The sequence below is a fragment of the uncultured Enterovirga sp. genome, assembly GCF_964242715.1.
In the GTDB taxonomy this organism is placed as follows: domain Bacteria; phylum Pseudomonadota; class Alphaproteobacteria; order Rhizobiales; family Beijerinckiaceae; genus Enterovirga.
Genome location: NZ_CAXTAZ010000001.1, coordinates 264,515 through 278,335, shown reverse-complemented (window position 1 = coordinate 278,335; position 13,821 = coordinate 264,515). Strand labels below are relative to the sequence as shown.

The 13,821-nt window shown below is 70.2% G+C and carries 13 protein-coding genes; 7 read left to right on the top strand and 6 right to left on the bottom strand.

Features of this window, described 5'->3' with window-relative positions:
- Positions 1-21 precede the first annotated feature (21 nt).
- From ACFE87_RS01325 to ACFE87_RS01305, 5 genes are read right to left on the bottom strand one after another with little or no spacing between them, the layout of a single operon-like run.
- Positions 22-771 carry a DUF3306 domain-containing protein gene (locus ACFE87_RS01325; RefSeq protein WP_375457783.1) on the bottom strand — a complete coding sequence of 250 codons (750 nt, stop codon included), beginning with the start codon at positions 769-771 and terminating at the stop codon, positions 22-24.
- Positions 758-1,300 (bottom strand): DUF3305 domain-containing protein, encoded by a 543-nt coding sequence (locus ACFE87_RS01320; protein WP_375457782.1) that lies wholly within the window; start codon positions 1,298-1,300, stop codon positions 758-760. Before ACFE87_RS01320 ends, ACFE87_RS01325 begins: the two co-directional genes overlap by 14 nt.
- On the bottom strand, positions 1,297-2,310 hold the full coding sequence (locus ACFE87_RS01315) for a DUF6352 family protein (protein WP_375457781.1): 1,014 nt from the start codon (positions 2,308-2,310) through the stop codon (positions 1,297-1,299). Before ACFE87_RS01315 ends, ACFE87_RS01320 begins: the two co-directional genes overlap by 4 nt.
- Complete coding sequence (locus tag ACFE87_RS01310) at positions 2,307-2,870, bottom strand: DUF6505 family protein (protein ID WP_375457780.1); 564 nt, start codon at positions 2,868-2,870, stop codon at positions 2,307-2,309. Before ACFE87_RS01310 ends, ACFE87_RS01315 begins: the two co-directional genes overlap by 4 nt.
- A complete protein-coding gene (locus tag ACFE87_RS01305; RefSeq protein WP_375457779.1) occupies positions 2,867-3,601 on the bottom strand; it encodes a biotin/lipoate--protein ligase family protein in 735 nt (244 codons plus the stop codon). Before ACFE87_RS01305 ends, ACFE87_RS01310 begins: the two co-directional genes overlap by 4 nt.
- 160 nt (positions 3,602-3,761) lie before the next feature.
- On the opposite strand from ACFE87_RS01305, the gene ACFE87_RS01300 reads away from it, so the two are divergent.
- Positions 3,762-5,747 carry a 4Fe-4S binding protein gene (locus ACFE87_RS01300; RefSeq protein ID WP_375457778.1) on the top strand — a complete coding sequence of 662 codons (1,986 nt, stop codon included), beginning with the start codon at positions 3,762-3,764 and terminating at the stop codon, positions 5,745-5,747.
- Positions 5,748-5,770: 23 nt separating this feature from the next.
- Here the strand turns inward: ACFE87_RS01300 and ACFE87_RS01295 are convergent, their stop codons facing one another.
- The gene (locus ACFE87_RS01295; RefSeq protein ID WP_375457777.1) at positions 5,771-7,093 is read right to left on the bottom strand and encodes a c-type cytochrome; all 1,323 of its coding nucleotides are present in this window, start codon (positions 7,091-7,093) and stop codon (positions 5,771-5,773) included.
- A gap of 489 nt (positions 7,094-7,582) precedes the next feature.
- Here ACFE87_RS01295 and ACFE87_RS01290 point away from each other — a divergent pair, with 489 nt between their 5' ends.
- Genes ACFE87_RS01290 through ACFE87_RS01265 form a run of 6 tightly spaced genes read left to right on the top strand, consistent with a single transcriptional unit; the run spans position 7,583 to position 13,682 of the window.
- Positions 7,583-8,767 carry an ABC transporter ATP-binding protein gene (locus tag ACFE87_RS01290; protein WP_375457776.1) on the top strand — a complete coding sequence of 395 codons (1,185 nt, stop codon included), beginning with the start codon at positions 7,583-7,585 and terminating at the stop codon, positions 8,765-8,767.
- Positions 8,760-9,698, top strand: coding sequence for a carbohydrate ABC transporter permease (locus ACFE87_RS01285; RefSeq protein ID WP_375457775.1), 939 nt, complete (start codon positions 8,760-8,762; stop codon positions 9,696-9,698). Before ACFE87_RS01290 ends, ACFE87_RS01285 begins: the two co-directional genes overlap by 8 nt.
- Positions 9,699-9,700: 2 nt before the next feature.
- Positions 9,701-10,546, top strand: a complete 846-nt coding sequence (locus tag ACFE87_RS01280) for a carbohydrate ABC transporter permease (protein ID WP_375457774.1) — start codon at positions 9,701-9,703, stop codon at positions 10,544-10,546.
- A gap of 16 nt (positions 10,547-10,562) precedes the next feature.
- Positions 10,563-11,855, top strand: a complete 1,293-nt coding sequence (locus ACFE87_RS01275; protein ID WP_375457773.1) for an extracellular solute-binding protein — start codon at positions 10,563-10,565, stop codon at positions 11,853-11,855.
- Positions 11,856-11,860: 5 nt separating this feature from the next.
- Entirely contained in the window at positions 11,861-12,787 is a 927-nt protein-coding gene (locus ACFE87_RS01270) for a metallophosphoesterase family protein (protein WP_375457772.1), read from the top strand.
- A gap of 4 nt (positions 12,788-12,791) precedes the next feature.
- Positions 12,792-13,682, top strand: coding sequence for a metallophosphoesterase family protein (locus ACFE87_RS01265; RefSeq protein ID WP_375457771.1), 891 nt, complete (start codon positions 12,792-12,794; stop codon positions 13,680-13,682).
- Positions 13,683-13,821 lie beyond the last annotated feature (139 nt).

The window sequence follows — 13,821 nt, the reverse complement described above, 5'->3', positions numbered from 1 at the left end:
AGGGCGAGACAACAGTTGGAATTAGTCCAACTTTGGTCTGGCCGCCCCGTGCCGGCGCCGTCGGGGCGGGAATTGGGACGTGACCCCCGCGACCATTGTGCCTGCCGGCTCTGGCGGGCCGCCAGCCTCGGCCGAGCCGACCGCGGCGGCGGCAGCGAAATCCCGCGCAAGGAGGTTGGGCGATTCCGGACGGCCGTCTCCGGCTGGCACGGCCGGCACATCCCCGTCAGTCGTCCGGTCCAGGGTTGAGGGCCTTTCCGCCGGGTCCGGGATGGGAGCCGCGTCAGCCGTCGATGTCGGCCCGGCATCTTCATCCGGGACGCCCTCCGACCCGGCGTCGTCCCTGATTCGGCTGAACATGCGTCCAAGAGTTGCCTGCACGTCATACCCCGGCAGCAGTGGCCCTGAGACCGGGACGCCTCCCGCGACGTTCCAGTCGTAGCTGTAGTCGCGCGCCTCGCCGACGAAATCCCGGATCGCCGGATCGATCGACCACATGCGCCGGAGCGCCGCCTTGCGGAGGAGCGCCGGGACCCCGGCCCGCAGGAAGGGCGCGAGATCCGTCTCGGCAGTCAGGTCTTCGAGCCGGGGCAGGGCCGAGAGCTCCTCCTCCGAGAGTTCGACCTCCAGGGCTTGCGGCGCCCCCGCAGGGCCCGAGGGCAGCGTCTCGGTGCCGTCGGGGCCGGGTCTGGCGGGCGTCTCGGCCGTGGCGGCGCTCGCATCGAGCTTGCGTCGCGACCAGCGCGCCAGAAAACCGTCATTCCGGCTCACGGAAGCTTTCCCGTTTGCGGCCGTGCTCGCCTCTGGCCAGGGCTTCCTTGTCCTGCCGGTCGCGCTTGCGCTTGAAGAAGGTCTGCTCGACGTGAAACGCGTCGACGAAGGCCGCGATCTCCGCCTGGACCCGTTCGGGCATGGGTACGGCTTCGACGATTTCGCCGATCCCTTCGGCCATCGACTCTCCCTCGTAGGGGTCAGCCGACACCGTCGCGATCTCATGCTCGTCCGGCCCGATCGGCCGCAGAGCGACCCAGAGGGAGGGTCGGCCGGACCGGAGGTTGTCGCGATAATGCGACGTCTCGCCAGGATGGAGGACGAGTTCGAACGAGCCGCCGTAGAACAGCTCCTCCCGCTCGTCGGCCGAGAGCCGGGTCCACGGAGCGACGTCTGCAGGACCCGGCAAGATCGCGACCGGCAGCCAGGCATGGCTGGCCCAGGGTCCTGAGAGCCGGCGCTTGCCGACCACGACTCCCACCTGCATGCGACCGTCCGGCTTCACCGGACCGGTCTCCTCGCCGCTCATCCCGGCCTCCCTGGGTCGAGCAGCGGCAGGCCGGCTACGATGTTCTGCGGCTTCATCAGCACACGGCGATCCGGCGTCATGGCGAGAAGAAGATAGGCCGGGTGGCCGGCCATGTCGGGCCGCAACCGGGCCTCACCCGGCCGGAAACGGAGCCGAAACAGCGCCAGGAGGCGCGCCAGGGTCTCGCTCGGCACGGGCTCGCCGTTCCAGACGGCGTTCCCAATCCTCGTTCCCTCCTGGTCGAGGCCCACGAACCAGCGCCAGTCGCTGTCCACCACCTGGGCCACGGCTTCGACCTCGACCTCGAGATGCAGCAGGTGGCGGATCCAGCTCTCGATGGCCCGGGCCAGGCCGGCCCGGGATTTCGGGCTCGCGGAGATGTTAAGCGCCATCGTGAAGGCGTCCGACCGGCTCCAATAGGTCCAGGCATTCGCGTCGTCGAGGACGTCGAGCTCCGCGCGAGGCAGCCGGCCCAGCATGTCGGCCAGCGGCGACGGCGCCCGGCCCTGCTCCTCCGCCTCGATGATTTCGGCATCGGCCAGGATGGCGGCGCCGTCGAGGAGGGTGACGCGCTGAGGGCGGAAGAAGAGTTCCGCGGCGCGAAGAACGTAAGGGTCGTGGCATTCGTCCAAGGCGTTGCGCAGGATCAGGTGCACGAGCTGGTTCAGGAACAGGGGGGGCATCTGCGGAAGCGGCGACCGGACAAGGCCCAGATAGGCGGCTTCCACCGTCGCGGCCGTCAGGAGGCGGCCACGAAAGGCGAGCATCAACGTCCAGTTCTCGCGCGCATCCGCATCCTCGATCGCTGCGACCTCGGCCTGCGCCACAGGCCGGCGGGGGGCCGCCGACAAGGCCGCGTGCAGCTCCCGCTCGGCCCGGCATGCCTCCGGCGGCGGCATCAGCTCGGGCCGGGCCAGATAGGCGAGCAGCAGCTCGTCCGTGACGAGCAGGCCGCCGCCCTCCGTTCGTACGGCCAGGTGGTGGGCGCTCGAGACCCAGAATTCCCTCACGCCATTCCCCTGCCAGCCAGGCCGACGAGATCGACCCGCTCCACCGGTTCCTCCTCGTCGACTTCCACCAACGCAAAGGCTCGGGCGTGAAGGTGGAGGCGGTCCGCCCCGGCGACACCCGGGCGTGGCGCCAGCAGTCGGAACTGCTCCCTGAGTTCCCCGTCGACCAGGGTTCGATGCATCGCCAGGACGCTGTTCACCGCCGGGCCGCAGAGGGAGGCCGCAACAGCGAGCTCTTCCCGGGCCGCCTCCCGGGCGAGCTCGTCGCTCGGCGCCCCGAGATCGCGCCGGATATGCCGTGCCAGGTCATCCACGGCCTCCTTCATCTCGCGCTCAGTCGCCTCGCTCACGACGACCAGCGTCGAGAAGCCGAACGACCTCACGCCGACGAAGCCGGACCGGAAGGCCGCCATGGTCTTGCCGGACAGGCCGGCCGGGTCGGTGTCGGTGAACAGGAACGAGCCGGTCACCGCCCATTCGCCTGGCTCCGCCGCCCTCTCGAACACGAAGGTGTCGGACGGGTCGAGCCGGATGGTGCGCGGGAGCCGCAGCGTGCTCACAGCCGGGGCCTCCCGGTGCCCGGGTCGAGCCAGGCCGGCTCGCGTAGGGCCGGCACGAACGCGAGCCCCGACGGCGAGTCTCCGGCCGAACGGACATGGCCGGATCTGTCGATCATTGTGCGTCCATCGCCCGACAGCCGGGCGAGGTAGCTCGCGGCCGCGGCCTCGAACCCGTCCTCACGCCAGAGGACGAAGCCTCGCAACAGGTGGCGCGCGAAAGCCTCCGCCAGTCTGTCCCTCTCCTCCGGCCCGAAGCCTTCCTCGTCCAGCGAGGTCGATCCAGGGGTCAGGCCCGGTTCCCCGGCGCGGTCCTTCGAGGCGATCAGGGCGGCCGAGAAGACGAGCCAGTCGGGAATGTGGTCCTCGGCGCAGGCATCGGGCCAGGCGAGCCGTCCGCCGCCGAGCCGGGCGCCGTCGAACCGGATGGTTCCTGGCCAGTCGACCGACAGGGGTTTCTCCGGCGGCGCAACCGAGCCGAGGGCATCCAGGATCGCCGTCATGCCGATGAAGAAGGCGCGCCGGGCCGTCCGGAGCGGCTCATCGGGTTCCAGGATGACGGCCAGGTCCAGCACCTCCTCGCCCGGGCTCCACACGAACGTGCCGGCACCCTCCTGCCCGGCGAGGCGGCAGGCCTGCTCGAACGCGCCCGTGCCGCCGGCTATCCGGACGAGCGAGAAGGCGGGTGGAAGCTCGGGCCGGCGCGTTTCGCGCGCAGCCGTTCGGTCGGTCATGACGGTGCGTCCTCCTTTCCAGCCCTAACAGCTTACGTTCGAACGATTCCAGTCTTACAACAGCGCAGGCACGCCGCCGAACGCGCGACCGCCGCACGCACGAGACCTGATGTTGCCCAACCCACGCCGCGATCTCCTGGCTTGCTCTTGCGAAGGCACCATGCCGCTCGACCCGGACGCGCTCCGGATCGGCTGCACCGGCGAGCTGCACGTGGCAGATCAACTCTGCCGGCGCGAGCTCGACCGCCTGAAGCGGGTGCTCGGAACAGGCGCCTCCGTCACGGTCGGCTGCACCCAGGAGGCGCCGGTCTTCACCGAGGTGGCCGAGGAGCTCGGCGCGGCCGACCGTATCGTCTTCGCCAACATCCGTGAGAATGCGGGCTGGTCGCGGGACGCGAGCGCGGCCGGCCCGAAGATGGCGGCGCTCCTCGCGAGCGCGGCCGAGCTGCCGCCGCCGGTGGGTTCGGTGTCCATGGAGAGTGCCGGCGTGGCGCTGGTCTATGGCTGCGACGAGGTCGCGATCGAGGCGGCGTGGCGGCTGGCCGAGCATCTCGACGTCACTGTCCTGCTGACCCGCCCCGACGGCATCGCGCCGCCACGGGCGACCGAGTTCCCGGTGCTGCGCGGCACGATCACCGGCGCGACGGGGCATCTCGGCGCCTTCGAGATCCGGATCGACGATTACGCCTTGCCGCTGCCGTCCTCGCGGCGATCGCTGGCCTTCGGGCCGGCGCGGGACGGCGCGACCTCCACCTGCGACCTGGTCATCGACCTGTCCGGCGGCCTTCCGCTGTTTCCGGCGCACGAGGTCCGGTCAGGCTACCTCCGGGCGGACCCGCGCGATCCGGCCGCGGTGGAGCGCGTGCTCTTCGCGGCGTCGCACCTAGTCGGGGAGTTCGACAAGCCGCGCTTCGTGCAGATGCGCGAGAACCTGTGCGCCCATTCCCGCTCGCGCATCACCGGCTGCACCCGTTGCCTGGACGTCTGCCCGACGGGCGCCATCACACCCGCCGGCGATCATGTCCGCATCGACCCCTACATCTGCGCCGGCTGCGGCAGCTGCGCGGCGGTCTGTCCGACCGGTGCCGCCGCCTATGCGTTGCCGCCCGCGGATGTTCTCGTGCGGCGCCTGCGCGCCCTGGTCCGGACCTATCGCGAGGCGGGCGGGCGAGACGCCGTGGTGCTGTTCCACGACGGCGACCACGGCGCGCCGCTGATCGAGGCGCTGGCCCGGTTCGGGGATGGGCTGCCCGCTCATGTCCTGCCGGTCCTCGTCAACGAGACGGGCCAGGTCGGCCCGGAGGCGCTGGCCTCCGTTTTCGCCTACGGGGCGGCGGGGGCAGTCCTGCTCCTGCGCGCGCGGCCGAAGCACGACACCGCCCCGATCCGCCGCGTGATCGATCTCTCCAACACCGTCCTGGGCGCCCTCGGCTACGGGTCGGACCCGGTCCGGGCCATCGAGACGGACGATCCGGATGGCCTGGGGGCGGCCCTCGACGCCCTTTCTCTCGGGCGGCCGACCGAGAGGCCGGCATCCTTCCTGGTGTCGAGCCAGAAGCGGGGCCTCCTGGAGCTCAGCTTCCGGGAGCTCCATCTCGCCGCGCCGGAACCGGTCGACGTCGTGCCTCTCGCAGCAGGTGCTCCCTTCGGCGGGCTGCTCTTCGACACCGAATCCTGCACCCTCTGCCATGCCTGCGTGGGCGCCTGCCCGACCAACGCCCTGTCGGACGACCCCGACCGGCCGCTCCTCGCCTTCAACGAGAGCCTCTGCGTGCAATGCGGGCTTTGCGCCAAGACCTGCCCGGAGGACGTGATCACGCTCCAGCCGCAGATCGACTTCGGGGCCTGGCGCCAGGGCCGCCGGACCGTGAAGGAGGAGGAGCCGTTTCACTGCATCAACTGCGCCAAGCCCTTTGGGACGCGCAGCACCATCGAGGGCGTGATCGCGAAGCTCCGCGACCGACACTGGATGTTTTCTGGCCAGGCCGGCCAGGACCGCACCCGCATCCTGCAGATGTGCGAGGATTGTCGGGTCGAGGTCGTCGTCGGCGAGAGTTTCGACCCGCATTCTCCGGGACGTCCACTTCCACGGACCGGCGCGGATGATCTGCGGGAGCGCACGGTTCGCAACGGCGAGGTCGGCTGACCGGCGGCCCGGGCGCCCCCAAGTCAAGGACGCGTGGCCCCTCGGAGAAACTCGACCAGCGCCGCGCGGTCCCGTTCGTTCGAGACGATCTGCTCGGGCATCTTCGTACCAGGCGTGTAGCGGGCCGGGCCGATTTCGAAGAGCTTGCTGATGGTGTCGCTGCTCCACACGATGTCGAGCTTCTTCAGCGCCTCGGTGAACGGGTAGCCGGGCGCGGTCGCGATGCGGCGGCCGAAGACGCCGTGCAGCGTCGGCCCGGCGCGGTTGCCGTCGTCCGGCGTCAGCGTGTGGCAGGCGGCGCAGGCCTGGAACACCTCGGCGCCGCGACTTCCCGTGAACCCGGCCAACATGTCCTTCGGCCGCTCGAGCGAGACCGGGCCGATGGGCTCGCCGCTCATTGCGTTCCAGCGGCGGACCAGCCGGTCGCTGCCGCCCGTCAAGATCTCGCGGCCATCGGGCCGGTAGGCGAGCGACCAGACCGGCAGCCCCGGTCCGACGAGGTGGAACAGGATCCGGGCCTCGGCACGGTCGATCACGGCCACCGTGCCCACGACCGTCGCGGCCGCGATGCGGCTGCCGTCCGGCGAGGAGGCGAGCGCGATCACGGGACCGCGCGGCAGCTCGATTGCGGCCCGGAGCGTGCCGTCAGCCTTGAGGAGGCGAACGATACCGTCCGCGCCCGCCGTCGCGATCTCCCCGTCCGGCGCCGTCGCAACCGCGTTCAGCGTTGAGGGCAGCGTCACGATGACGGGGGCGCCACCCGCCTCTTTCGGCCAGATCCGCAGCGTGAGGTCGGAGCCGGCCGTCACTGGCCGCCCGTCCGGCAGGAATGCGACGGCATTGACGTTGCCTCCATGCCCCTCCAGCACGCGCTGTCCGCCCCCGGCCAGCGAGCGAATGCGCGCGGTGCCGTCCCAAGAGGCGGAGGCCAAGTCGCGGCCATCCGGCGAGACCGCGATCGCGGCCACCGGGCCGGAATGCTCCGCGAATTGCCGGATGGGCGCTGCTTCGCCCGCGCGCCAGAGCGCGATGCGGCCGTCTTCGCCGCCGCTGAGGAAGTCACCGTCCGGCAGGAACGCGACCGCACTGACCGCGCCGTCGTGGAAGCGAAGCACGCCGAGGGCGACGCCGTCGTCCACCGACCAGAGGATCGACGACTGATCGAAGCTGCCTGACACCGCACGGAGCCCATCGGGCGACACCGCAAGCGCCCGGACCGGGCCGCCATGGCCGCGCAGCTGCGCGGTCGCCTGTCCGGCCAGGGTTCCAAGCAGGAGGGCTGCGCCGACCGCGATCCGGATACCGCGGATCGGTCCACGCCCGGCGCGTCGAGAGCCCGCCATCATCGATCCGCCGCCGGGGTAAGATGGAGCCGGATCGCGTGCCGGGTGACCCCGGGCGGGGAACGATGGCCATGGAAACGGCGAGCGGCGCATCCGAGGAGCCTACCGCGCCAGCCGCAGGGCACAAAGCCCTGCTGCTCGACTTCCTTCGTGAGACGGCGAGCTCGCGTCGAGCATGCGCGTCAATCGCCGAGTGAGGCCGGTCATCGCGTTCGGCGACCTCATTAACGCGCGGACTCATGGTCAATGATGCACTCGCTGCGTGCAGGTAGGCGGCGCTTCACGTATTGTGGGACACGGGATCTAGTCATTCGCAGGTTTGCTGAGAGAAGGGCCTGATCAAAACCCGGCGATGGTGTTGGCTCGACCGGAGCTCAACCCCAAGGTGGCTGAAAATTTGGGCAGAAGGGCAAGGTGTCGTCTCGCCCAGCCCACTTCATTCAGCTGTCACGAGCCCCGGTTATGCCCCGCCTCCTGCACGTGAGAGCGCGGATGACCGGAATATCGATCTCGGGCGTGAGCAAGAGTTTCGGGTCGACCCCCGTGCTGCGCGATGTCTCGCTCGAGGTCGCCGACGGCGAATTCCTGACGCTGGTCGGCCCGTCCGGCTGCGGGAAGAGCACGCTGCTCCGGATCCTGGCCGGCCTGGATTTCGCCGATAGCGGCCGCGTCTCGATCGGGGGACGCCCGGTCGACGACCTCGCGCCGAAGCGCCGCGACGTCGCCATGGTGTTCCAGAGCTACGCTCTCTACCCCTACATGACGGTGGCCCAGAACATCGCGCTGCCGCTCGAGATGAGGCGGCTCAGCGCCGCGCAGCGCCTGCCCCTCGTCGGGCGGTTCTGGCCGGGGGCGCGCGCGGCCCGGCAGGCGATCGCGAGCGAGACCTCCGAGACCGCGGCGTCGCTCGGCCTCGGCGGGCTCCTCGACCGCCGTCCCGCGCAGCTGTCCGGCGGCCAGCGCCAGCGCGTGGCGCTCGCCCGCGCCATGGTGCGGCATCCCCAGGTGTTCCTGATGGACGAGCCGCTCTCGAACCTCGACGCGAAGCTGCGTGTCCAGGCCCGGGCGGAGATCGCCGAGCTGCACCGGCGGCTCGGGGTGACCTTCATCTACGTCACGCATGACCAGTCCGAGGCCATGACCCTGTCCGACAGGGTGGCCGTCATGGCGAACGGCCGCATCCTGCAACTCGCCGCGCCCCAGACGGTCTACGACGACCCGGAGAATGTGGAGGTCGCGCGGTTCATCGGGACGCCGGAGATGAACCTGCTCCCGGCGACGGTCTCCGCGAACGGCATGGTGGAATGTGCCGGCGCCGTCCTGCCGGTGTCCGTCGACGCTCCGCGCGGCGCGGCCCTTGAGATCGGGATCAGGCCGGAAGCCTGGCGGGTCTTCGAGCAGGGCGATCCCGGGCGGCGCGGTCCGGCGCTCGCGGGGCGGATCCGGCGTCTCGAGCATCTCGGCTCCGACACGCTGCTCCATGTCGGGGTGCCCGGCATCGAGGCTCCCGTCGTCGCGCGCGTCCCGCCGAGCTTCGAGGGCGTCGCGGACGACTTGGTGGCGCTCGCGCCCCCGTCGAACCGGATCCTCGCCTTCGGCAGCGACGGTCGGCGTATCGCCATCCGTGCTGCGACGAGCGCGTCGGCGGTGCGGAGTCTGGAACTCGCCGGTGGCTGAGGCGGCGCTGACGATGGCCGCGCCCGCTTCGGCGCAAGGAAAGCGCGCCCGGCCCGGCGCCTGGGCAGAGGCGGCCGCCGCCTTCGTGCTGGCCGGCCCCGGCATTCTCCTCATGTGGCTGATGCTGATCGGCCCGGCGCTCATGGTCGCGCTCCTGTCCCTGACGGACTGGACGTTCGGGGCGCCCACGATCGCGTTTGCCGGGCTCCAGAACTACCGCGACCTGGCGGCCGACGAGGCTTTCTGGGCCTCGCTCCGCAACACGGTCGCTTACGTCGCCTTCGTGGTCCCGGTCTCCGTCGCGCTCGGGCTCGGGGTCGCGCTCCTGATCGAATCGGGGACCTCCGGCCGCGGCTTCTATCGGGCGGTCTACTTCCTGCCCGTCACTTCCACCTTGCTGGCGATGGCGCTCGTCTTCCAGTTCGCCTTCCATCCCACGGCCGGGATCGTGAACCAGGTGCTGGGCGCGCTCGGCCTGCCGACCGACGACTGGCTGAAGAACCCTGCAACCGCGCTCTACGCGCTCGGCATCATCGGCATCTGGCAGGCGGTCGGCCTCAACATGGTCCTGTTCCTGGCAGGGCTGAAGGCGATCCCGCGCGACCTCTACGAAGCGGCCGCGATCGACGGGGCGGATGGCGCCTTCGAGCGGTTCCGGCGCGTGACCTGGCCGATGCTCGGGCCGGCGCTCGTCTTCGTGGTCACGATCACGGCGATCCGGTCCTTTCAGGTCTTCGACACGGTCGAGGTCCTCACGGGCGGCGGCCCGAACAAGTCGACGAGCGTGCTGCTCTTCCAGATGTACCAGGAGGGGTTCAGCTTCCTGCGCTCAGCCTACGCGGCCGCGATCACCTGCGTCTTTCTCGCTTTCGTCCTCCTCATCACGCTCCTCCAGGTCACGTTCCTGGATCGCCGCGCCCATTACGGCTGATGATGGCCGCCCGTTCCCTCACGCCGATCGGCCTCGCCGCCGCGGGCTTCCGCCATCTCGTCCTCGGGGCAGGGGCCGTCGTGATGCTGGCGCCCTTCGTCCTCATGGTGTCGATCAGCCTGAAAGGGTCGGGCGAGATCTTCGCCCCGGGCTTCCGGCTCCTCCCAGAGACCTGGGCCGCGGCCGAGAATTACGGCGCGGCCTTCTCGAAGCAGCCGCTCCTCCGCTACCTCCTCAACGGGGTCGGAATCGGAGCCGCGATCTTCGTCGCCCAGGCGCTCGTCGCCGTGCCCTGCGCCTATGCGCTGGCGAAGCTCCGCTGGCGCGGGCGCGACACCGTCTTCGGCTTCGTGCTGCTCGGCCTCCTGATCCCGCATCAGGTGACCGCGATCCCGCTCTACATCGGGCTCTGGAAGCTCGGCCTGCTCGACACCTACACGGCCATCATCCTGCCCTCGACCATCTCGGTCTTCGGCATCTTCCTGATGCGACAGTTCTTCCTGACCGTCCCGGACGACCTGATCCACGCCGCTCGGCTCGACGGGCTGTCCGAACTCGCGATCGTCTGGCGCATCATGGTGCCGACCGCGATCCCGGCGCTGGTCTCGTTCGGCATCCTGTCGCTCGTCTGGAACTGGAACGAGTTCTTCTGGCCGCTCGTCGTGGTGCAGTCCGAGCATCTCGCGACGCCGCCGCTCGGCGTCCTGTTCTTCGCCAATGCGGAGGCCGGCACGAATTACGGGGTGCTGATGGCCGCGGCCGTCGCGATCAACGCCCCGCTCGTCGTCGCCTTCCTGGCCGCCCAGCGCCTGTTCGTCGAGGGCGTCACGATGAGCGCCGTGAAATGACCACCGGAGACCCGCGATGAAGACCACACGCCGACACCTGCTCGCATCTGGCGCAGCTCTCGGGGGCACCCTCGCGATGCCGACCTATCTGCGAGCCCAGAGCGCGCCGACCGAGATCTCCGTCCAGTACTCGAACCCCGTCCTGTTCAAGGAGCTGATGGAGAATGTCGCCAAGGCCTTCATGGCCAAGCATCCGGGCATCACGGTCACGCTGCGGGCGCCGGAGCAGGACTACGAAGCCATCCTGCAGCGCAACCTCCGCGATTCCGTGACCCGGAACCTGCCGGATGTCGCGTTCCACGGTCTCAATCGCCAGCGCACGCTCGAGGAGCGGGGCATCCCGGTCGATCTCCGGCCGCTCATCGACGCCGATCCGGAGACGAAGGACCTCGGCTTCTCGCCCACGCTGCTTTCCCTCGGCGACACGGGCGGCAAGCAGACCGGGATCGGTTTCGCGCTCTCGACGCCGATCCTCTATTACAACGCCGACCTCCTGAAGGCCGCCGGAGCCGATCCGGACGCGCTGCCGAAGAGCTGGGACGAGGTGATCCGCCTCGCCGCCGCGATCCACAACCCGGCCGCGAACCGGACCGGGATGTTCTTCGACTGGACCGTCACCGGGAACTGGTCGTGGCAGTCGCTCGTCTTCTCGCATGGCGGCGCGCTGCTGGATCCGACCGAGACCAAGGTCGCGTTCACGGAGGAGCCCGGCCGGCAATCGATCCGGGTCCTCCGCCGGATGGTCGACGAGGGCCGCATGCCGGACTTCAAGTCCGAGACCGCCTTCCAGGACATGTTCGCCGGCCGCCTCGGCATCTTCATGAACTCGACCGCCCAGCTCGGGCGCTTCAACCGCGAGATCGCGGGCCGCTACCGGCTCGTCTGCGGCCGTTTCCCGCTCTCCTCGCCGGCGGCGCGGCTTCCGGCCGGCGGCAATGTCGGCATGATCTTCACGCGGGACGAGGCGAAGCAGAAGGCCGCCTGGGAGTTCCTGAAATTCTCCTGCGGCCCCGTCGGGGCGACGATGATGGTGAACGCGACCGGCTACATGCCCGGAACCACGATCCCGGCCCAGCGTGAGGATCTGCTCGCGAAATTCTATCGCGATAATCCGAACCATCTCGTCTCGATCGGCCAGCAGGACGTGATCCGGAGCTGGTACGCCTTCCCCGGCCAGAACGCCCTGAAGATCACCGACGTCGTCAACGACCATATCCAGACGGTCGTGGCCAAGCGTGGCGAGGCCGAGCCGACCCTCGAATCCATGGCCAAGGCCGTCGGGGCACTCCTGCCCCGCCGGGCAGGCTGAACGCGATGTCGTCGACCCGCATCGCGCTCGTCTCCGACATCCACCTGTCGCGACAGAGGCCCTATTTCCACTTCAACTGGGAGATCCTGCTCGAATGCCTCGCGGCGGAGCGGCCGGATCTCGTCCTGGTGACGGGCGACCTCGCGATCGACGGGGCCCATCGCTCCGACGATCTCGCCTTCGCACGGTCCGAACTCGCCCGGCTTCCCTGCCCCTGGCTCGCCGTGCCGGGCAATCATGACGTCGGCAACAACGTGCCGGACCTCCGCGGCGAGGCCGTCATCACCCGCGAGCGCCTCGCCGCCTACCGGGAGGCGATCGGCCCCGACCATTGGGTCGACGACCGCGTCCCGGGCTGGCGCCTCATCGGATTGAACAGCCTGCTCGGCGGCTCGGGCTTTCCCGAGGAGAGCGAGCAGGCCGGCTTCCTCTCGGACACGTTGGACGGGGCCGAGGGCCGTCGTGTGGCGCTCCTCTACCACGTGCCGTTCTGCGACGCCGATCCGGCCGACCCGACCCTGTCCGGCGCCTTCTGGCATCCTGGCAACAGGGCCCTGCTGCAACGGCCCTTCGACGAGGGCCGGATCGCGCTCGTGCTGTCGGGCCACCTCCACGAGAGCCGCGACCGAACCATCGGCCCGGTGCGCCATGTCTGGGCGCCGGGAGTCGCCTTCGTCACCGACATCGCGGGCGAATGGCGCATCGGCTGGGGCGGGAGGAAGCGCGTCGGCTTCGGTCTGCTGACGCTCGGCCCGGACGGCGCGATCGAGGTCGCGTTCCGGGAGCCGCGCGCGATGATGAATATCGATATCGGCAGCTGGCTCGTGGACGGCATCGGCCATTACGCGGTCTTCGCGGGCGAGCGGCCTTTCCTCGGCCCGCGCGTCGCCGGAGAGCCGGATCGGGCTCTCGATCCAGCTGAGGCGGCCTGAGGTCATGGCTCCGACCCGCATCGCGATCGTCACCGACATCCATCACGGGGAGGACACGCTCTCGAAGCGCGGCACGGCAGCTCTCCCGTTCCTCGGGCGCTTCGTCGAGGACGCGAACGCGGCAGGCGTCGACGCGGTGGTCGATCTCGGCGACCGCATCTCGGACGAGGATCCCGAGCGCGACCGCGCGCTCCAGGGCGAGGTGGCGGCGCTGTTCGGGCGGCTCGCCATGCCGCGCCATCATGTGGACGGCAACCACGACCGCGCCCACCTCACCGGTCCCGAGAACGAGCGCTCGCTCGGGCAGCGCGGAGGAACGCGAAGCGTCGATCTCGGGCCGGTGCGGCTCGCCTTCTGGCAGCCGGACGTGGTGCTGACGCACGACCGGCCGCTCCGGCTCGCGCCGGGCGATCTCGACGCCCTGTCCGGGCTGCTCGCCGCCGACGACCGGCCGACCCTCCTGTTCAGCCACGTGCCCCTGTCCGGCCAGTCGAATCTCGGCAACGCCTGGTTCGAGAACAATCCGGATCACGCAACGTACCGCTCGGACATCGCGGCGATCCGGGCCACGATCGCGGCGGCGCCGTGCCGGATCGCGGCCTTCTCCGGCCACGTCCACTGGAACAGCGTCACCACGGTCGACGGGACGCCGCATCTCACGCTTCAATCCCTGACCGAGACCTTCACGACCGCCGGCGAGCCGAGCGGCTGCCGGGCCATGCTCACGATCGAGAGCGATCGCCTCGCCTGGTCGGTCACCGGCCTCGACCCGCTCTCGGTGGGGCTGCCGTGGTCACCGACGAAACCCGTGTGGCACGGGGCACTCCCACGGTTCGGGCGCGACATGCCCGCTGGGGGCAATCAGGCGTCGGATATCAGGACGGCCGCCGGCTGATGCGGCGGGCTCACTGTCCGGGCTACTTCGCTGGCCCGCTGCCGAGAACCGCTCGCAACCTTCGGCCGAGGTCGCCGGAGCGCCCGTGAGAGCGGCCGCTCCGAGCAAGGCGGCGGCGCGCCGCTCTGCCTCGGGATGC